The following is a 20,012-nucleotide window of genomic DNA, read 5'->3' on the forward strand; positions in this document are numbered from 1 at the left end:
CTTTCAGGTCCGGGTGGTGTCTTATCCGACAGCGGGCTGTTTTTGACCATAGCCACAGGTGCGCCGTGACCCGTTCCGCCTCGCTTCCCGACGACCTTCTGGTGAATGCCGCAGACGAAGTGAAGATCCGTCAGGATCTCGTTCTGGTCGCACTCGGCAAGCGGCCGACGGACATGCTCCTGCGCGTCGGACGGCTGCTCGATGTTCACACACGCACGTGGCTCGACGATCAGGAGATCGCCATCCGCGGTCGGCGCATCGCCTGGACCGGACCTGCAGGCACGTTCCCGGGAACGGCCCTCGTGCGGAAAGACCGCTCGAGGCTTGCCGCCGTTCCCGGTTTCGGCGAGGTGCACAAGCACATCGAGAGCTCGCATATCACGCCGGAATACGAGGCAGCCCTCGTCCTGCCGCGCGGCAATACCTGGACCTGTGAGGCAAGCCACGAATTCTCGAACGTCGATGGCCCGCACAACCTGGAATTCTGGCTGACGGCACGTCGGCAAGGCTCGCCCATGAAGATCTTCCCGCTTCCCGGCTCAGCGGTGCCGCCCACGGCCTACGAATGGGGCGGCGGCTATTACGGCTATGACGAGCAGTCGGAGTTCCTGACGCAGAGCCTGATGGTCGCGGGCCTAGACGAGGTGATGGATTGGCCTGCCGTTTGGAACCCGGAGAACCCATCGCACAGGCGTCTCTGGGGCATGATCCAAGCTACCTTCGAGAAGCGCGGCGTCGTGGAAGGCCACGGGGCTGGTCTGCGCGATCTCAACTCCATCAACGCCTTCGCGGCGGCGGGCCTCGCGTCCGATCACGAAGGCTGGACTGCCGAGGAGGTGTGGGACAAGCTGCGACACGGCACCTTCATCGAGATCCGGCCGCATTCCATGCCGGAGATCATACAGGGCCTTCTCCAGCGTGGCCTCTCCGAGTGGTCGCAAGTTGCCTTTGCTACCGACGACCGTAGCGCCTCGGACACCCTGCGGATGGGGGCGACGGACTACAATGTGCGCCTCGCCATCCAGTCGGGTCTCTCGCCGGAGATCGCGATCCAGTGCGTGACCATCAACCCGGCGCGCCATATGCGTCTGACGCCCTGGGTCGGCAGCATCGCGCCGGGACGCTTTGCCGACATCGTGCTGCTCGACGACGTTGAAAAGCTCTCGATCGCCGAGGTGTGGGCCGACGGAGAACCTGCCTCCAGGGGCACGGAATATCTTGGAGCCCTGCCCTCCATCGTCTGGCCCGATTGGGCATCGAAGACGGTGAACATCAAACGCACCATCGAGCCTGAGGACTTCGCTATCGCCGCTGAACCCGGCCGAACCACGATGCAGGCGGCGTTGCTGCGGCCTTTCCATTGGCACGACGAGTTCATCACAATGGAGCTGCCGGCCGAAAACGGCGAGGTCCAGCGCGATCCGGCCCGGAACGTCACCAAGTTCGCCATCGTCGACCGCTTCTCCGGCGAGGCAAAAATCTCGCGCATGTTCTGGCTCGGCTGCGGACCGAAGACGCCCGACACGGCCGTCGGATGCACGGTCGCCCATGACAAGCACAATCTCTGGATTGTCGGCTCGTCCGATGAGGCCATGGCGGTGGTGGCCAACCGCGTGGCGGAGATCGGCGGCGGCTGGGTTCTTGTCAGCGGCGGCAAGGTTCTGGCCGAGGTGCGCTATGAGATCGGTGGGCTGATGACCCAGCGTCCGGCGGAAGAGCTCGATGTGGAAATGCAGCGGCTATACGCAGCAGCCGAGACAATCGAATGGCTCTTCGAGCCGACCTTCTCGCCACGCTGGTACCCTGGCTTTCCGGAGCGTCTGCAATTCGCGACGCTCACCTGCGCTCCGTGGCGCTGGGTTCTGGTTGCGCCCTGCGAGGCTGCGCCCCAAGGCTTTGTCAATGTGGCAACCGGGCAAACGCACCCGGTCGTCTGGTAAGGCGTCACCCTGCAGCGTCGATCCTGGCCATTTCAGCCTTGAAGGACGTCGCAATCTGTCCCGCATCGCGCAGGATCTTCTTACGTTCCAGGCTCTCGACATTGCGGCCGCGCATGATCCACCGGCCGCCGACCATCACGTCCTGCACGTCCACAGGCATGCCTGAGAATACGAGCGTCGCGTAGATGTCGTAGACCGGCTGCAGACGCGGTGCGGAGAGGTCGATGCGGATGAGATCCGCCTGCTTGCCGGGCTCAAGGGAGCCGATGCGGCTGTCGAGGCCCAGCACCTGCGCGCCTTCGAGCGTCGCCATGCGGATCACCTGGGCGGCTGGCATGGGCTTGCGGCTGTGGCCGAGCAGCTTCTGGAACATGGAAACCGGCCCGAACTGGCTGAACAGATCCAGCGTGTTGCCGCTCATCGGGCCATCGGTGGCGATGCCGACCTTGATGCCGGCTGCCCGCATGGCCTCAATCGGCGCAATCCCGCGTCCGGCCTTGGCATTGGAACGCGCATTGTGAGCGACCCGCACGTCCGCTTTCGCCATACGCTCGATCTCGAGCGGATCGATATGCAGGCAATGGGCCGCAATCAGCCCGGGTATCAGCAGGCCTGCCTTCTCCACCACCGCGACAGGCCGCAATCCATGGTTCTTGCGGCACCATTCCATTTCGCTGTCCATCTCGGCGAGGTGGATCTGCACCGGAACGCCAGGATATGCCTCGGCCCAACGGGCGACACGGGCCATGACCTCAACATCGGTCGAGTATGGCGCATGGGGTGCGATGGACGGAATGATCCGGTCGTGCCCGAAAAACTCGGCCACGAGTTCCTCGACCAGCGCGAAGCCCTCGTCCATCGTCTTATGATCGGGTGGGTCGAAGGTCGCAAGCGTCTGGCCGACCACGCCGCGCAGGCCGGCCTGATCGAGAGCTCGCCCGACCTCCGTCTCGTAGTAATACATGTCCGCGATGGTGGTGACACCGGCCTCGATAGACTCAAGCGCCCCAAGGAGCGTGCCCACACGCACCATCTCCGGCGTCACGAACGTGCGTTCCATGGGCAGCACGTAGCGGAATAGCCGGTCGTCAACATCCTCGCCGAGACCGCGGAACAGGGTCATGGCCAGATGAGCATGGGGGTTGACCATGCCGGGCATGATCACGTCACCATCCACGTCGATGATGTCCGCCCCATCCAACTGCGGCGGCTCGCCTGCGCCCAGCGCCCGGACCGTGCTGCCCTCGATGTGGATCCACCCGCCTTCAATGACGCTCATGGCCTCGTCGATGGGGAGCAGGCAGGCGTTCCTGATGAGGATCGATGCCATCACTGGGCCCCGTCGGCCGAAAGGATGGTGCATTGCTCTGGCATGGGCACGAGCTTCACGCCGGTGTCGGCCTCAAGCGGCGTCGTGAGGCTCCCATTGGCGACGAGGTGGCCAGCCGGTGTTTCGCACTGGTACTGATAGGCACGGCCGAGATAGGTCCGCAGGCCCAATTGGGCTGGAATGCCTTCGGCGGCTGGGTCGGTGGATACCACCAAGCCGTCGGGGCGCGTGGCCAGGAGGAAGCTATCGGGGATGGCGCCATAGGCGGCTTGCGACAGCCGGAGGCTCATCCCGGCTGTTTCCGCGGTGATCATCTCGCCATCGCGTGCAACGACCTTTAAGGGAATGATATTCTCGAAACCGACGAAACGGGCCACGAAGGTGTTGGCGGGGCGCCGGTAGAGTACCTCCGGCCGGTCGAACTGCATGAGCCGTCCGGCATTCATGATGGCGACACGGTCGGAGATCGAGAAGGCCTCCTCTTGGTCGTGGGTGACATAAACCGAGGTGGTGCCGTTCGACCGCTGCAGCTGGCGGATCTCCACACGCATGTCGACCCTGAGCTTGGCATCAAGGTTCGAGAGTGGCTCGTCGAACATCAGCAGCGGCGGCTCGATGACGAGCGCACGCGCCAAGGCGACGCGCTGCTTCTGGCCGCCAGAAAGCGCTCCGGGCGCACGATCCGACAGAGCCGAAAGACCCACGCGCTCCAGCATGGACATGGCGCGCTTGCGGCGCTCCGAAGCTCCAAGGCCGCGCTGCTTAAGGCCGAAGGCCACATTGTCGAGCACGGAGAGATGCGGAAACAGGGCATAGTTCTGGAAGACAAGGCCGATATCGCGCTTGTGGGGCGGCAGCCGGGTCAGGTCGCGGCCTCCAAGCTGGATCGATCCGGTGGTCGGCGACAGAAAGCCCGCGATGAGGCGCAGGGTCGTGGTCTTGCCGCAGCCGCTGGCGCCGAGGAGCGAGACGAGTTCGCCCGCCTGGACCGAGAGCGAAAGGTCTTCGAGAACCTTGGTCGTTCCGTAATGGGCCGAGACGGCTTGGAGATCGAGGGGCTGTGTCACGTAAAAGCTACTTCGCAAGAAAGGTGAGGCCGAGGGTTCGCTCCACCACTGCCATGACGGCCACGGTAAGGAACATCAACAGGACGGAAACGGACGCCACGGTGGGGTCGAAGAACTGCTCCACATGGGCGAGGATCTGGATCGGCAGGGTGCTGATCCCAGGCCCTGTCAGGAAGAGTGAGACCGACACGTCGTTGAGCGAGGTGATGAAGGCGAGAATGAAAGCCGCGATCACCCCTGCCCTCACATTCGGAAGCACGATGGTGAAGAAGGTTTTGACTCGAGCGCTGCCCAGGCTGATCGCCGCCTCCTCGATAGAGAAGTCGAAGGAGGCCAGGCTCGCACTGATGACGCGGACCACATAGGGAAGCACCAGAAGCGTGTGGCCGATGAGGAGAGCCGCGAGGATAGGCACCCCCGCGCCGACCGTCAGCGATTTGAGCAGTGCGAACCCGAAAACGATCTCGGGCACGAGGATCGGCAGCACGAACAGCGTCCCCAGCCATTTCGGAAGCTCAATCCGGAATCGGTTGAGGGCATAGGCCGCCGGGATGCCGATCAAGAGTGCGAGAAGCGTCCCCATGAAGGCGATCTGCAGGCTCGTCACGATGGTGCGGCGGAACGCGCTGATCTCAAAGATGTTCTCGAACCAGCGCAGGGACAGCCCCTGCGGCGGGAAGGTGAGATAGGTCGTATCGCTGAGCGCCGCACCGACCACGATTACGAGCGGCAGCATGAGGAAGAGATAGACCAGTGCCGCAACGACGATGAGAAAGGGATGAGGTCTGTCGGACATCACGTGGCCATGGGATTGATGCGGCGGGCGATGTGGCTCATCGCGAGAACGATGGTGATGGTGATCACCGTCATGATGGCCGCGATGGTCGAAGCCCCGACCCAGTCGAAGGACACCATTGCACGCTGATGGAGCAGCGTCGCCAAAACGGTCTGCCGCTCGCCGCCGAGCAACTGCGGCGTGGCATAGGCCGTGAAACTGCCGGTGAAGACGAGCACGGCGCCGACGATCAAGCCCGGCACCGCCAGCGGCAGCAGCACCTGCCAGAAGGTGGCGAGCGGCGAGGCCCCGAGCGACGAGGAGGCCTGCAGCACATCCCTCGGGATGTTTTCCAGCACGCCGACAAGGGACAGAACCATCAGAGGCACGAAGAGATAGACCATGCCGATAATGACGGCCCCTTGCGTGTAGAGCATCTCGAGCGGCTCGCTCGTGATGCCGAGCGCCAGAAGGGTCTGATTCAGGATGCCATTGCGGCCCAGGATGATGAGCCACGCAAAGGCGCGGACCACCACGCCTGTCAGGAGAGGAAAGACGGCGGCAACGATGAGCAGGCTCTTCAGCTTTCCCGGCGCGCGGGAGACCACATAGGCAGTCATGAAGCCGAAGATCAGGGAGATGATTGTCGTGATCGCAGCGATCTGGAGCGTCCGGAACAGGACGGTGGTGCGGAAGCCGCTGTTGAAATAGGAAATGTAGGGAGCAAAGACCCCGCGTGGATCCATGAAGGTGCCGGCGATCACGGCCCCGATCGGGACGAGCAGGAAGCCGATGACGGCGAGTGTGGCGGGCGCCGAGAGCGCCCACCCGGTTGCGCCATTGCGGCGCCAGAAACGTCTTGTGGTCATGATGGTCGGATTACTTCCCGAAGACCTCACTCCAGGCATCGATCCAGTCGTTCTTCGCCGCATTCAGCTTTTCGTAGTCGAGGCGCTTGAGCGACGAGATCATCTTCTGGCCATAGGTCCAGCGGGCAGCTTCTTCGGGCTTCAGCTGCACCGCGGTCGCGACCGGAGCGTCCACTCCGCGTTCGGCGAGCGTCTGCTGAATCTTGGGATCGAGGATGAAGTTGATGAACTGGTGCGCGAGTTCAGGATTCGCCGCGCCCTTTGCAATGTTCACCGTGTTGAGGGTCGCATAGTCGGCCTCCTTCAGCTCAGCCCAGCGAACGGTCGGCACGGCCGCCTGGATCTGGGCCAGGGTGAAGTCCTGTGCCATGGCGACGGAGACCTCGCCGGTCGAGAACAGATTCACGAGCTCGGAGCCGGTGTTGTAGTTCTTCACCACATTGGGCTTCAGCTGCTCGAGAGCCTTGAACGCCGCCTTCTCGTCCTTATAGGGATCGACGCCCGCCTTGTTGGCGGCCACCAGAACGGTCATCGGGCCGGCTGTGGTGGTGATGCCAGGCAGCGAGACGCGGCGCTTCAGATCCTCCCGCCACAAATCGTTCCAGGAGGTGACCGGCGCGCTCACCTTGGCGCTGTCGTAGATGATGCCGACGCGGCCGATGGTGTAGGCCGGACCGAATTGCCCTTGCGGCGCGCGGGCGAGTTCATAGATGCCGTTGAGATTCGGAAGCTTGGATCGGTCGACCGGCTGGAAAAGGCCCTCCTGGATGCCGAGCTGTGAGTAGCTGTCGGTGAGATAGACCACATCGACGCCGCTGCCGCCGCGGATCTTGATCTTGTTCAGGCGGTCGGCGTTGTTGCCGGTCTCGAAGACCAGTTCGCAGCCGCACTGGGCGCGGAACGGCTTCAGCACGATCTCTTCCAGCTTGTCGCCGTTGAAGCCCCACCAGGAGATCGTCAGCGTCTTGTTCTGAGCCATGGCAGGAGCTGAAGACAGCGCCGCCAGAAGAATGCCCGTGCTCACGATTGGCTTGTACCAACGCCCTACCATCTCAGGATCTCCTAGGTTTTACTGTTTCGCTGCCGAAGGGGATTGTGCCGGTCCCCGATCGAGGGCCTATCCCTGGCTTGGTGCATAGGCATTAACACAACCATGGCTATGGGAAAGCCCTGCCCCTCAAGGACATTGCCCACGTTACAGTCATTCTGCTCAAAAAGCTCGCAAATCAAAAATCGGGCGCCCAGCCGCCGGCAGCCGTCCGCTTGAGGCGCGGCGTCCGCAGCACGCTGACAACCCGGTCTGGCCATTCCGGACTGATGGTGGCGAGCTTGTCCCGCCATACATCTGTCTGGAGCATGGCCGTGCCGATAGCGACCGGCTTAATCCCGCACGAGGCGAGGAGTTCCAAGGCGGCAGCGATCGATCGCCCGCTGCTGATCACGTCGTCCGCCAGCAGAACCCGCCTGTTCTCGATCACGGGCAACATGCGTGGATCGAGATAGAGCCGCTTGAGCTGCTCCGGGCTGGTGATAGAGGTCATCGGGACTGAGAGATCCTCCCGGTACCAGAACTTGCGGGAGGTTCCGAGGGGAACATACCGGCCATGTCCCAGCTTCTTGGCCGTACCACTCGCCAAAGTGAGCCCTAATGTCGGCAGCCCAACCACCACCTCCGGGGCGAAAGCGCGGACCTTCTCCGCAAGGCTGGCGCAGAGAGCGTCCTCAACGGCAAAGCCGGCCTGGTTGATGATGAGGGATGCCAGAGCATGCTCTCCATCCGCCAATTCCCGGATCGGCAGGCGCAGCTGGCGGCCGTCCTCGAACTCCGCCGGATAGAAGCCGCGATGCCCCTCCGCAGGATGTCGGTCGAAAGTCGATGGCGGGTGGATCTCCTGCCAGAAATCATGGGGCTGCATCGCTCGTTCCTGTTCGTGGGCTGTGCGAAGGATGATTGTAGGCCGCTGCCTGCCGGGTTATCGAACGATTCGAGCCGGCATATCCAGGACGACAGCACCATGCTCATTCAGGACCTCATCCAGGCGGACCTATCATTCCTGCGCAGCCTCCGCCAGGATCTCCATGCCCATCCGGAATTGGGTTTTGAAGAAGAGCGGACGAGCGGGATTGTCGCCTCCCTGCTGGAGGAGGCAGGCCTACGGGTGCATCGGGGCTTGGGCAAGACCGGCGTGGTCGGCACCCTGCAGGTCGGCAATGGCACGCGCACCATCGGCCTTCGTGCGGACATGGACGCACTCGCCATGCCGGAGCAGGCGGAGCGTCCGTACAAGTCGAAGTTCCCCGGCAAGATGCATGCCTGCGGTCATGACGGGCACACAACGCTTCTGTTGGGAGCGGCTCGCTCCTTGGCCAAGACTTGCAACTTCTCGGGCACGGTGCATTTCATCTTCCAGCCGGCGGAGGAAGGTCGGGGCGGCGCGAAGAAGATGGTGGAGGATGGGCTCTTCGACCTCTTTCCCTGCGATGCTGTCTACGGCCTGCACAACATGCCCGGATTGGCCATCGACGAAATGGCCGTCACCGCTGGCCCGCAGCTTGCCTCCTCGGACAGCTGGTTCGTGACCTTCAAGGGCGTTGGCACCCATGGAGCCAAGCCGCATCTCGGCAAGGACCCGATCACGGCGAGCGGCCATTTCCTCGCCGCCCTGCAGACCATCGTGGGGCGGGTGGTCAACCCGCTGCAGCCAGCCGTTGTGAGCGCCTGCTCGGTTCAGGCCGGTGATCCACGGGCGCTCAACGTCATTCCGGATGTGGTCGAAATCGGCGGAACGGCTCGGGCTTATTCGGCCGAGGTGCGCGATCAACTTGAAGCCGAGATCGAACGCCTCGCCAAGGGTGTGGCCGCGATGTTCAATATCGAGGCAGCTTACGAGTTTCGTAGGCGGATTCCGCCCGTGATCAACCATGCCGATGCCACGGCCCGAGCGCTGAAAGCGGCGCAGGCCGTCTGCGACTCCAAAGTCGTTACGAATTTCGAGCCCTCGACCGCAGGCGACGACTTCGCGTTTTTCAGCGAGGCGGCTCCCGGCGCTTATGTGTGGCTCGGAAACGGCCCCGCCGTCGACGGGGCGCTCCACCACAACACGGCCTACGACTTCAACGATGGGGCTATCCCGACAGGTGTCGCCTTCTGGGTTGCGCTCGTGGAGCAGGAGCTTGCAGCCTAGCGCCTCCTGACGAGGTGCTGCTCCGTTTCGCCCACATCCACATCGGACCGGCGCCGCCGGTTCTTTCTCTGCTTCTGCGGAGTCTTGCCTCTTTCGCGCCTCGCCTTGTCCTCGGGCTTCCGACGATGTGAGACGGACGTGTCAACGAGCTTCTCCTCGATCTTGGCGTTGAGGCTCGCACGCAGGTCGACCACCGCCTCCGGATCCTCGAAAACATCCGGATAGCGTTGAGCTAGCCAGAGCCAAGAGGTGGCGATCTTCACCCGGGCCTCCAGCTTCAGGAGGTCAGTGTTAAAGCCGAAATCAGGCGCCTGAACACGCCCGTCGCGGGCATGCTGCCGGGCCCAGTCGAGGATCAGTTCCATGGCCAGCTGTTCGCGTCCATCCACCGGCGCCATGGAGTAGGACAGACGGTTGAGAATCGGCATATCGACGGTGTCGAGAAGCGTTGCCAGCGAGATCATCTCGTCCATGTCAGCCATGCGCAGATCCGGGTGGCCGGCCACGAGGGTGTCGTACAGGTGCTGGAGCACACGACCGAGCCGATCGGTCTGCAACACCTCGCTTGCCGACAGCACCGTCTCCTGGTTCGGGCGAACATAGGCCTTACCCCGCAGCTTACCGGCATCGCCGGTCAGCGCCTGGCCGATGATCTTCTCCACCTGCGCGTAGCCACCCACATCCGGCAGAGCCGTCACGAGACCCTCGTCGTGGTGGCCGAAGCGCCCTGCCCGGCCGGCAATCTGTTTGATCTCCATGGCCGTGAGCTGGCGATCGCGCACGCCATCGTACTTTCGCAGGGTGGAGAACACGACTCGCCGGAGCGGCCCGATATTCAGCCCCATACCGATGGCATCGGTGGCCACCAGGATCTCGGCCTCGCCATTGCGGAAGCGCGCAGCCTCGGCCCGTCGAACCTCGGGACCCAGCGCGCCATAGACGGTTGCTACCGTGCGCCCGGACTGCACGAGGCGCGTGCGCAGGTCGTGCACATCGCGGCGGGTAAAAGCCACGACGGCATCGCCACGCATTAGCTTGTTGAGATTGGCCGGCACGCCTTCCACGCGCAGCCTGCCCTTGCGCTTGAGGATCTTTACCTCCAGCGGCTCGCCGGTCATGGCGAGCAGATGCTCGACCAATGGGATCGCCTCCGGAGCGCCGGTGAGAACCACGAGCCGGGCAGGAGCGCCGATCATCGCCTGGGTCCAGGCCCAGCCACGGCTCGGATCCCCCAGCATCTGCACCTCGTCGATGACGCAGACATCGACGACGCGATGAAGGTCGAGCGTCTCGATGGTCCGAGCGATATGCGTTGCGCCCTCCGGCAACACCCGCTCCTCACCCGTCACCATGCCGGCAGGAAGCCCCTCCTCGCTCATACGCTCGAAATGCTCAAGCGCAAGAAGCCGAAGGGGTGAAAGGATTTCGGCAGTCCCAGCCTCGCGCGCTAGTTTCAGCGCCTCATAGGTTTTTCCTGAGTTGGTTGGCCCTGCCAGGAACAGGAAGCGACGATTGAGGGAGCGGGCGACGGGGAAGATCGCCGCATAGCGCTCATAGCCGGAAGCCTCGCGGATCTGAGCCTCGCGCAGATGCCGGAGTCTGCGGGCCGCGGCTTTCGAGCGGTAGTCGTCCAACCTCTGGCGCAGCTTGCGTGCGGCACCGGCAGGGCCACCCTTGTCGGACCCATGGATTCGTTCGAGCTTTTCGAGAGCGGCACGGATGCCTCCAAGAATGGCCTGCCGCTCGTCAGCATCCTCGAAGGCGTCGAGATATGTCTCGAGCTCGTCGCGCCAGCCCGCCAGCTCCTGCTCGCAGGCCTCGAACGTGGCGTCGCGCAACTCGATCAGCCTGGATTCCAGGGTCTCAGAAGCAGCTGCTAGCTCGGTACGCTCCACCCGAGCCGGCGCCAAGGTGACGGTCGCAACCTCGACGGGTTCGGCGAAGGCAAACTCGATGGCGATCTCGATGGGATCGCTGTCCGGCAAAACCTGCATAGGTTGGCTGAACACGGCACGGTAGCCGGCGAAAACGCGCTCGGGCTTCCACCGGCCGCTCTCGATCCGGCGAATATCCTCGGCGATGTAGATCCCCGTATTTTTGCGGACAGGCGCGAGGATGCTCTGACGCCGCCGATGCGCCGCATCGTCGTGCGACGGATCGGCAGACCTGCCACCTTCCCTCCGACGCGCATCGGAACGCAGCTCCCGGCCCCGTTCGTCGCCGTGTTCCCGCCAAGCTGGCACTTCGGCGGCGAGCTGGGCCACAACTTCGGGGTCGAACATCGGCTCCTTAATGTTGCGTCCATGCTTCTGGACCGTCCGGCGCTCCGCCACCGGGATCAACCCGGCCTCGATCCAGCGCTCGCATTCGGCCTGGCTCGCGAGCAGGATGCCTGGCAGGTGGTTGAGGCTGACGAGATTCTTCGACTTCTTGGACATTCAAGTTTCCAGCAGGCGGAGCACGCAAGGAGCGGCTCCGGCCTCGTTCATGGGACAGCCTTATCATCGCAGCCTAAGCCACGAGCTGGGGGTAAACTCCAGAAGGCTGAAGATGTTTTTGATGAGCGCCCGCAGGCGATGATGTACCCCGTGCCGCGGCCGTTCGTTGAGATGGCCGGAAGCAGGGTTAAGATGTTGAGAGGCCGCGCTTTTCCTCTGCGCTTATGTGATCACGACAGAGTGCAATATCAAGGGAGCTGCCGGCTACGGGCAGCTCCCGTCCGCAAAGGGTTATCCCCTGCTGATCAGATCGTCACAACTCAGGCGCTGACCTCACCAGCCAGCGCTCTTCGCAGGAATGACAGCCCCAAGGCCGAGAGAAAAGCCGCCTGCTCCTTGTTGGCGGCGCCGTGGCCGCCATCGTCGGGCTCGTAGAAGAAGACCGAGTGCCCCATGTCCTCCAGCTTGGCCGCCATCTTACGGGCATGGCCCGGGTGAACGCGGTCGTCCCGTCGGGATGTCACGAGCAGCACTGGAGGATAGGCGCGGCCCTGCTCCAGGTTCTGGTAGGCGGAAAACCGCGCCATATAGGCCCAATCCTCTGGCCTGTCCGGATCGCCGTATTCCGCCACCCAGCTCGGACCGGCCAGCAAGCGCGTGTAGCGCTGCATGTCCAGCAGCGGAACGGTGCACCAGATCGCCCCGAAGCGTTCGGGATAGCGGGTCAGCATATTGCCCACGAGCAGGCCGCCATTCGAGCCGCCATAGGCCGCAAGCTGCTTCGGTGTCGTCACCCCACGTTCAGAGAGATCCTGGGCGATGGCGGCGAAATCGTCGTGGGACAGGCGCTTGCCCTCGCGCATGCCGGACTTGTGCCAGGCAGCCCCGAACTCGCCGCCGCCGCGGATGTTGGCCACCACCCAGACATTGCCGCGCTCGAGCCACGTCTTGCCGATGCCGCCGAGATAACCCGGCGTCATCGAGACAGAGAAGCCGCCATAGCCATAGAGCACCGTCGGGCGCGGCCCGCCCTGGTCCTTGGGTCCGATCTGGTAATAAGGAATCCGCTCTCCATCCACCGAGACGGCCTCGTGGCGCGTGACCTCCAGGCCGGAGGCATTGAAGGCGGCGGGCGCTTCCTTCAGCACCTCGATCTGCTTGTCCTCCGTCACCATCGCGAGCTTCGTCGGCTCGACGTAGCTGGAGATCGTCAGGAGGAACTCATCCGTCCGCTCCAACTGACTGGCATCCAGCGACATGGCGTGGACAGAAGCCGTGTCCGGCAGCCCCTCCAGCTGCTCCAAACTCCAGGGCAAGCCTGGCGTGCCGAGCCAGATCTGACTGGCGAGATTGTCGAGGACCGTGAGCACCAGCCGGGACCTCGTCCACCAGAAGCCGGAGAGAACGCGCCGCGGCCCAGGTTCGAACAGCATCTCGAACTGGCGGTCTCCTTCAAGGAAGCGGGAAAAGCTGATCGTGAGCAGAGAGTCGGCCGGATAGGTTCGCTCCGGCAGGGCCCAGTCGCTTTTCAGCTTCACGACGAGCCAGTCCTTCTCCACATCGAAGTGGGCATCGAGAGGCAGATCGATCAGCAAGGGCTCGCTAGCCTCGCGTGCGAGATAGCTGATCCCCTCCTCGAAGGTGATCTGCCGCCGGTAGAACGTGCGCTCGAAACCGGGCTCGCGATCCACCGACGCCGAGATGTAGATGTCGCTCGCCTCACCCTCGAAGAGCACAGGCGCCTGCATGAAGTCCGAGCCGCGGCGCCACAGGCGCACGGTGCGCGGATAACCCGAAGCGGTGGCGGCATTGGCGCCGAGGGTTGTCGAGACGAGGAGCGTATGCGGATCGAGCCAGGTCGCCCCGCCCTTAGCCTCCGGCAGGGCAAAGCCGTCCTCCACGAACCTCTTCTCGACGAGATCGAATTCCCGGACCACCACCGCATCGGCCCCGCCCCGCGACAGGCTCACCAGACCGTAGCGCTGTTCGGGCTGAAGCGTGCCGCAGCCCTTCCAGACCCAGTCCTCTCCCTCGGTTCGCGCCAGCGTATCGATGTCGAGTACAGTCTCCCAAGTGGGGTCCGGCCGGCGGTAATCCTCCATGGTGGTGCGCCGCCACAGGCCGCGCACATGGGAAGCGTCCTGCCAGAAGTTGTAGAGTTGACCCCGCCGCCGAGTGATGAACGGAATGTTGTCCGGCCGGGTCGAGATCTCGTAGAGCGCCTTCTTGTCAGACTCGAAAGCCGGATCGCACAGGACAGCCTTGGCGGCTTCGTTATGGGCGCGCACCCAGGCCAGCGCCTCATGCTCCTCCACATCTTCCAGCCAGAGATAGGGATCGGCATGCTCCTGCATCTGTTCGGCCATGGTGTGTGAATTCCGTTCGAGTGGGGATGACGGGTGGATGAGAATCGATAACAGGGATTATTGGTCAGCCTGAGCCTTCGACAACATTTTGGTGGAGAACCGAACCGATCACCATCCGTTGACGGTCAAACCATTCCGAAAGGGGCCACGATGGATCCGTTCGTTTCGGCGCTGGAAGAACTCGCGGAAGCCCTGCTCGCGGGAGAGGATCCGGAAAGCGCGCTGCAGGATATCGCCCAGGAACACGACCTTCCGCCCCAGGCCTTACGAAACCGGGCGCTCCGCGCCTTCGGGCCATTGGAGACCTACCGGGAGCGGCAGGCGGAGCTGAAGAAGGAGCGCGAGCAGACCGCCCGCCGCCGCGATCCGGTTTTTGCCGGCGCATCGTTTCTGGCTGCAATCGCGAGCCTCAACCCCAGGCTCAGTGCCGCGGACAGACGGGCCGAGATCGAACGTCTCGCGGCCGAATACGATGTCGATCCCGCCGCGCACAAGGATGCCATCGAGCGGCTGCGCAGGCGCTAACGCTCAACCAGAGCGATTAGGTGCGAAGATTGTTGAAGCAGCCTGCCGGAAGCCCGGCTCCGGATACGAGGATCGCTCCCTGGCTGAACAGCTCCCAGCCTGACTGACCATTGGCCAACCGGAGCACTGCGAGTTCGCCGCTGCCGTCCATCCAGACCAGCTGCGCATCTGCTGATGCGAGGGCTCTCAAGACCTGTTCCTGCCCGGTGCCTGGGGCAAACAGCACTGTGGCGAATTCACTGCCTCTCAGGGGCCAAATTCCCAAAGCTCCTGCGCCGAGAACCAGAAGGGTCGCCATCGCCCGGGCCGGAGCGGGCGAGCGGACAGCCTGGGATCCATCGTCTCTCGGCCCGCTCATCATCCACCCGACGACCACCGGCACGAGGCCGAAAAGACCCAGCCAGAGGAGATCCCAAAAGAGCGGGCTGCTGCTGTCCATGCGGATGCGATGTATTCCGAGCAGCCAATGGGACAGGATCGCATCGACGATGTGCCAAGCACCGAAGCCGATCAGGATGCCCCCAAACAGCAGACGGCCCGACATACCTCCAGGCGTACGCCGCGATGCCCACAGCATCCAGAGCCCCACGGCGGCAATCACATACATCAGTGCATGGAAATAGCCGTCGGCAGCGACCTGGAACCGGATGTCGTCGCCGTTGATGGCACTGAGGAGATGATGCCATTGCAGGATCTGGTGGAGCAGAATGCCATCGAAGAAGCCGCCGAGGGCAAAGCCAAGCATATAGCCAGGCCATGGGTGATAGCGTCTGGATGCGGTGTTTGCCACGATGCGCCCTAGGTTCGAGAGCCGTTCCATCCTCTCAACCGTAAGTGCTGATCCGAGGTTTCAAAGGTTAATCCATGTTTGCGATTGTCATTAATGTGTCGGGTTCCTGACAGACGAGAGGACGCCCCTCAGGTAGGATTCGAATCAACAATACAACGAACGATCTACAGGGGGCACAAGCATGGCCATCCGAACGTCGGTCGTCGTCTTCCTCAGCGGGGAGAACGAAGGCTGCTTTTCGGACCATGAGGTGCCAGATGAAGAGCAGAAAAAGAAAGCCTTTCGCAGCCAGCGCACGCCGCGCCGCAAAGCTTGAGCGGGAACTTAAAGCCGTCGAGGCGCAGATCGCCCTCCTGGAGAAGGACGCCGATCTGAAGCTTGCCCTCCAGGATCACTTCGTGCTGTGGAGGCGTCCCAACCTGTTTGCCCCCTGGCCGCTCGGGGTTCAGCACTAGAGACATGGCCGGGCTGCACGGGCTCTTTCACCAATTCCGATAGAGGCGATTGAGCGCTACCGTCCAGCGCTGCGGCCAGAAGGCCACCACGGCAACGATAAGCGCGATCAGAACAAGGGTCATCATCATCTGAGCCACCCCGAAGATCGGTGCATCCTTGGCGACGAACCAGCTCGTCACGAAACCGGCTGAAATCATCAAGAGACGAACGATCCAACTGAGCATCAGAGCCTCCGTGCCTGTCTTGAACGCTATACAACATGGCGCTGCATTCGAGGCATTTCCTTGATCGCGATCAATGTCAGCGAGATCCAAGCTGCACATGATCATCATAGGATGTGAAAGCTTCCCGTTGTTCTGCCGCCAAGGTGCCCAACGCTCACCATACTGGTGTCGCTCAATGGGAGGATGGCAGAACGGAAGAACGCATTCCGGCAACGAGAAGAACGTGGAGGACGCTATGATCAGCAACATCGAGCACCTCACCCTGCAGCAGACCCCTGTCACGGGCAGTGTCTACTCCCCGGTCATCCTCCCCACGCTCCAGGCTTTTTTGGCTCATCTCGCCGACCTTCAGGTCGCCTACGAGAAGAACCTGGAGCTTATTCGGCAGAGCTCGCTCGACGAGGCACACAAGGCTGAGATGATAATCAGCCTCCGGACAAGCCATGAGGAGCAGCGCGCGCCTTATGTCCGGGAGCTAGCAACCCTCCAGGAGCGGATCGAGGCGATATTCGGCTGAACCAGCACCACGATTTTCCTCCTGTTGCAGAAGAGAGAATTCTGATGCTTCAGAACATTCACAGCTCGTGATGCCTTCGGCAAAGGCTTCAGCGAGGTTTGCGATCGGGTTGCGCATATGCAGGATCCGAATGACGCCGCTCGCTCCAGGATGGCGCGACCATGCTCCCACTCCAGCGCAGCTGGCGTTGCGAGCACGCGCCTGGGCCGCCAGAGCCTGAGTGCAATCTGCTCTCTCTTCTCGTCCAAGACCTGTTCGACGGCGTAAGGCGGCTTCTCCTGTCGTCGAGAGAACGCCGGCCCTGAATGCGGGATCGGTTCTAGGCAATCCGCCACAGCCGCCGGTGCGGTTGGTCGGAGGCTCTAGAACGGGATCCCCTGTCCATCCCAGGCGAAGAATCCGCCGCTGTCTTCTGTCGAGAGGCCATTCAGCACAGTGAGCAGCCGCTCGGCTGCAAAGCCAGGGGCAAAGAGCTTTCCGTTCTCAACCCCACCCTGAAAGGGCTCGCTCAAAGCCGTATCGACCGTGCCAGGATGAAGGGCAACGCAGATAGCGTTGGGTTTCTGGCGCCGGAGTTCGACCGCGAGAGTCCGCATGAGCTGGTTGAGAGCAGCCTTCGAGGCGCGGTAGCCGTACCATCCGCCGAGCCGATTGTCCTCGATGCTGCCGACACGGGCCGAGATCACGGCGAAGATGCTCTTCCCATTCTTAGGCAAGAGAGGGAGCATGTGCTTGGCGACTATCGCGGGGCCGATGGCGTTGACGCGAAAGCTCCTGGCCAGGAGTTCCGGATCAAGACTGCGATAGGTTTTCTCGGGCTGATAATCCGCCGCATGAAGCAACCCGGTTGCCACAAGAACAAGACGCAGAGGAGCGCCCTCCCGGAATTCCTCGGCCGCGGCGGCGATGCTGGGCTCGTGTTCGATATCGATGCGACCTGTTCGTACGCCGCCGACCTCACTGCCGATATCTCTCCGCGACAAGGCATGGACAGCCTCGAAGCCCTCCCGCGCCAGCAGCTCCGTAACGGCTGATCCGATCCCTCCCGTAGCACCGATCACGACGGCCCGTGAGGGCTGCTCAAGATTGGCCAGAAGGTTCGTTGAGCTCATGAAAAATCCGTCAGGGGGGCGAGGCTCGATTATGCGCGGCCTTCCCCGTGCAGCGAAAGACCTTTCATCCCTGTTCGGGCCCAGCTCCAGTGTTTGTGAACAGGGCTGCCCGATCAGAAACGCTGTGCGGAGAACGGGCTCACATCAACCGGGCCTGATCGCCCCTCGAGCATGCTTGCCACCATCTGCGCCGTAATGGCGGACTGAGTGAGGCCGTAATGCCCGTGACCGAAGGCATAGATCACGCGCCGGTCCCGTCCGGCAGGTCCGATGACCGGCAGGGAATCCGGTATCGAGGGCCTAAATCCCATCCAGCGCTTTGCGGCCAGTTCGGCCTGGAGATGAGGCAGGAAGCGCGTCAGGCGCTGAACCATGGCGTCGGTCCGGCTGTGATTGGGCGCTGCCTCGATCCCTGCGAACTCGACCGCGCCGCCGACCCGGTCGCCTGTGTCGAGAGGCGTCGTGACGAAGCCTTCGCCTTCGAACATGATCGGCCGGCCGATCCCGAATGTGCCCTTCGGATAGGTCGCGTTGTAGCCTCTCTCGGTGTCGAGCGGGATCTGGTCGCCCAGTTGAGCCGCCAGGGCGCGCGACCAGATCCCGGCTGAGATCACGACTTGGTCGGCGACCACTGGCGAGGCGGATCCATCTGTGTGGATACGAATGGCACCGTCCGTCAACTCGATTCTTGAGGCATGCGCCGCAACAGGAATGGCGCCACGCTCCAGAGCCAGTCGCAGAAGGTCAGCGGCCAGAACAGCCGGATCGGACACATGGCATGCATCCGGGTAAAGCACGGCGGCTTCCACATTGCGGAGCATGGGCTCCAGCTCTGTTAGTGCCTGAGGGCTCAACACTTCTGCCGCGATCCCCAAGCTGCGTTGACGTTCGATAATGTCCTGAGATCGATTGAAGTCACCGCGGTGCCTCCACACGGAGAGGATCCCGTTTTCCCTCAGATGCCCGTTCAAATCGAGAGACGACAGGAGGCTCTTCCACGCCGGCAGCGCCTCCGCGTTGATCGCGCGGATCGCCCCGATGCTGGCCTTGATGCGAGAGGGCGACGAGGCCAGCAGGAAGCGCGCCAGCCAGGGTGCCAGATGCGGCAGGTATCCCGGCCTGATAGTCAGCGGCCCGAGCGGGTCCATGAGCCAGCGCGGCAGGTTCCGCCACGCCTTTGGGGACGCGAGCGGCATGACGTCGGTATGGGCGATCCAGCCGGCATTGCCGTCGGTCGGGCGCCCCTGCTTGCCGCCTGGCTCGATCAGGACGACCTCATGGCCCCTGTCGAGCAAGGCGTGCGCGGTGGCAAGCCCCACGATACCTGCCCCGATGATCGCAACCTGCATGCTTTGTCCCCGAACAGTCTCAGGCCGAGCGGCTCTGGTCCACGACCTGGAAGCCGCTGGCGAAGGGGTCCCGGTCGTCGATGAAGATGGTGTTGAACCCGGTCACTCGTGCCCAGCCTTCGATGGACGGGATGATCGCATCACGGTCGCCGACCTTGGTGCGACCTTCGATCCTTCCCGTGAAGGTCGAGCCGATGATGCTCTCATGGACGAAGGCATCGCCCTCGCTCAACGCTCCACGAGCGGCGAGATGCGCCATGCGCGCCGACGTTCCCGTGCCGCAGGGCGAGCGGTCGATGGCCTTGTCGCCGTAGAACACCGCATTGCGCGCAGTGCTGCCCGGATTCTGGGCCTTTCCGGTCCAGAGCACGTGCGTCAGGCGGTCGATGGCCGGGTTCTCGGGATGCGCGATCTGGTAGCGCGCGTTGAAGGCGTCGCGCAACTTCGGGCTCCAGCGCAGGATGTCGGACGGATTGACGTCGGCAACATCCGAATAGAGCGTCTGCGGCTCCACGATGGCATAGAAATTGCCGCCATAGGCCACGTCGACTGTAAGGTGACCGAGTCCATCGACCTCGACCTCGTAGCCGGTGCCATAGAGGAAGGACGGGATGTTGGTGATGCGCACCCGCTCGACGAAGGGGCCGTTCTGCTCGTAGCGCGCCTCCACCACACCGGCTGGCGTGTCGAGCCGCAGCAGGCCCGGCGTCTTCGGGTGAATGAGGCCGTTCTCAAGCGCGATGGTCACCGTGCCGATGGTGCCATGGCCGCACATGGGCAAGCAGCCCGATGTCTCGATGAACAGGATGCCCACATCGCAATCCGGCCGCGTCGGCGGGTACAGGATCGAGCCCGACATCATGTCGTGGCCGCGCGGCTCGAACATCAGGCCGGTTCGAATCCAGTCGTATTCCGCCAGGAAGTGCTGGCGCCGGTCGAACATCGTGTCCCCTTTGAGTTGGGGAATGCTGCCGCCGCCCACCACGCGAACCGGGTTGCCGCAGGTGTGGCCGTCGATGCAGAAGAAGGTGTGGCGCGCCATGGCCTCACTCGCTGTTCACAAAAAGAT

At 63.1% G+C, this 20,012-nt stretch carries 18 protein-coding genes; 5 read left to right on the forward strand and 13 right to left on the reverse strand.

Translation table 11 applies throughout. From position 1 onward, the window contains the following. Positions 1–65: 65 nt before the first annotated feature. The gene (locus VB618_RS15885; RefSeq protein ID WP_329797699.1) at positions 66–1,940 is read left to right on the forward strand and encodes an adenine deaminase; all 1,875 of its coding nucleotides are present in this window, start codon (positions 66–68) and stop codon (positions 1,938–1,940) included. Positions 1,941–1,944: 4 nt separating this feature from the next. Here the strand turns inward: VB618_RS15885 and VB618_RS15890 are convergent, their stop codons facing one another. The 6 genes from VB618_RS15890 to VB618_RS15915 all read right to left on the reverse strand — a co-directional run bounded on the left by VB618_RS15890 (position 1,945) and on the right by VB618_RS15915 (position 7,897). Then, positions 1,945–3,270, reverse strand: coding sequence for an amidohydrolase family protein (locus VB618_RS15890; protein WP_329797700.1), 1,326 nt, complete (start codon positions 3,268–3,270; stop codon positions 1,945–1,947). Next, positions 3,270–4,337, reverse strand: coding sequence for an ABC transporter ATP-binding protein (locus VB618_RS15895; RefSeq protein WP_329797701.1), 1,068 nt, complete (start codon positions 4,335–4,337; stop codon positions 3,270–3,272). The genes VB618_RS15890 and VB618_RS15895 overlap by 1 nt, the downstream gene beginning before the upstream one ends. A gap of 7 nt (positions 4,338–4,344) precedes the next feature. After that, positions 4,345–5,136, reverse strand: coding sequence for an ABC transporter permease (locus VB618_RS15900; protein ID WP_442931813.1), 792 nt, complete (start codon positions 5,134–5,136; stop codon positions 4,345–4,347). After that, entirely contained in the window at positions 5,133–5,981 is an 849-nt protein-coding gene (locus VB618_RS15905) for an ABC transporter permease (RefSeq protein WP_329797703.1), read from the reverse strand. The genes VB618_RS15900 and VB618_RS15905 overlap by 4 nt, the downstream gene beginning before the upstream one ends. 10 nt (positions 5,982–5,991) lie before the next feature. After that, the gene (locus VB618_RS15910) at positions 5,992–7,032 is read right to left on the reverse strand and encodes an ABC transporter substrate-binding protein (protein WP_329797704.1); all 1,041 of its coding nucleotides are present in this window, start codon (positions 7,030–7,032) and stop codon (positions 5,992–5,994) included. Between the two features lie 175 nt (positions 7,033–7,207). Further along, complete coding sequence (locus tag VB618_RS15915; RefSeq protein WP_329797705.1) at positions 7,208–7,897, reverse strand: phosphoribosyltransferase; 690 nt, start codon at positions 7,895–7,897, stop codon at positions 7,208–7,210. 99 nt (positions 7,898–7,996) lie between these two features. Here VB618_RS15915 and VB618_RS15920 point away from each other — a divergent pair, with 99 nt between their 5' ends. Then, the gene (locus VB618_RS15920; RefSeq protein WP_329797863.1) at positions 7,997–9,166 is read left to right on the forward strand and encodes a M20 aminoacylase family protein; all 1,170 of its coding nucleotides are present in this window, start codon (positions 7,997–7,999) and stop codon (positions 9,164–9,166) included. Here VB618_RS15920 and VB618_RS15925 read toward each other — a convergent pair. Both VB618_RS15925 and VB618_RS15930 read right to left on the reverse strand, forming a co-directional pair. Further along, positions 9,163–11,604, reverse strand: a complete 2,442-nt coding sequence (locus tag VB618_RS15925) for a helicase-related protein (RefSeq protein ID WP_329797706.1) — start codon at positions 11,602–11,604, stop codon at positions 9,163–9,165. The genes VB618_RS15920 and VB618_RS15925 overlap by 4 nt on opposite strands. Positions 11,605–11,924: 320 nt before the next feature. Continuing rightward, positions 11,925–13,970 (reverse strand): prolyl oligopeptidase family serine peptidase, encoded by a 2,046-nt coding sequence (locus VB618_RS15930; protein ID WP_329797707.1) that lies wholly within the window; start codon positions 13,968–13,970, stop codon positions 11,925–11,927. 150 nt (positions 13,971–14,120) lie between these two features. Here VB618_RS15930 and VB618_RS15935 point away from each other — a divergent pair, with 150 nt between their 5' ends. After that, positions 14,121–14,495 (forward strand): hypothetical protein, encoded by a 375-nt coding sequence (locus VB618_RS15935; RefSeq protein ID WP_329797708.1) that lies wholly within the window; start codon positions 14,121–14,123, stop codon positions 14,493–14,495. 16 nt (positions 14,496–14,511) lie between these two features. Here VB618_RS15935 and VB618_RS15940 read toward each other — a convergent pair whose 3' ends face one another. Beyond that, entirely contained in the window at positions 14,512–15,285 is a 774-nt protein-coding gene (locus tag VB618_RS15940) for a DUF2243 domain-containing protein (RefSeq protein ID WP_329797709.1), read from the reverse strand. A gap of 257 nt (positions 15,286–15,542) precedes the next feature. Here VB618_RS15940 and VB618_RS15945 point away from each other — a divergent pair, with 257 nt between their 5' ends. Next, positions 15,543–15,740: a hypothetical protein gene (locus VB618_RS15945; RefSeq protein ID WP_329797710.1), complete on the forward strand. Its 198-nt coding sequence runs from the start codon at positions 15,543–15,545 to the stop codon at positions 15,738–15,740. A 27-nt stretch (positions 15,741–15,767) separates the two neighbouring features. Here the strand turns inward: VB618_RS15945 and VB618_RS15950 are convergent, their stop codons facing one another. Then, the gene (locus tag VB618_RS15950; protein WP_329797711.1) at positions 15,768–15,965 is read right to left on the reverse strand and encodes a hypothetical protein; all 198 of its coding nucleotides are present in this window, start codon (positions 15,963–15,965) and stop codon (positions 15,768–15,770) included. A gap of 235 nt (positions 15,966–16,200) precedes the next feature. Between VB618_RS15950 and VB618_RS15955 the strand changes: the two genes are divergently transcribed. After that, entirely contained in the window at positions 16,201–16,482 is a 282-nt protein-coding gene (locus VB618_RS15955; RefSeq protein WP_329797712.1) for a hypothetical protein, read from the forward strand. Between the two features lie 362 nt (positions 16,483–16,844). Here the strand turns inward: VB618_RS15955 and VB618_RS15960 are convergent, their stop codons facing one another. The 3 genes from VB618_RS15960 to VB618_RS15970 all read right to left on the reverse strand — a co-directional run bounded on the left by VB618_RS15960 (position 16,845) and on the right by VB618_RS15970 (position 19,985). Then, positions 16,845–17,594 carry an SDR family NAD(P)-dependent oxidoreductase gene (locus VB618_RS15960; RefSeq protein WP_329797713.1) on the reverse strand — a complete coding sequence of 250 codons (750 nt, stop codon included), beginning with the start codon at positions 17,592–17,594 and terminating at the stop codon, positions 16,845–16,847. Positions 17,595–17,707: 113 nt separating this feature from the next. After that, entirely contained in the window at positions 17,708–18,943 is a 1,236-nt protein-coding gene (locus VB618_RS15965) for an NAD(P)/FAD-dependent oxidoreductase (protein ID WP_329797714.1), read from the reverse strand. Positions 18,944–18,962: 19 nt separating this feature from the next. Beyond that, positions 18,963–19,985: a 4-hydroxyproline epimerase gene (locus VB618_RS15970; protein WP_329797715.1), complete on the reverse strand. Its 1,023-nt coding sequence runs from the start codon at positions 19,983–19,985 to the stop codon at positions 18,963–18,965. Positions 19,986–20,012 lie beyond the last annotated feature (27 nt).

Source organism: Microvirga sp. CF3062, from assembly GCF_036314045.1.
GTDB lineage: Bacteria > Pseudomonadota > Alphaproteobacteria > Rhizobiales > Beijerinckiaceae > Microvirga.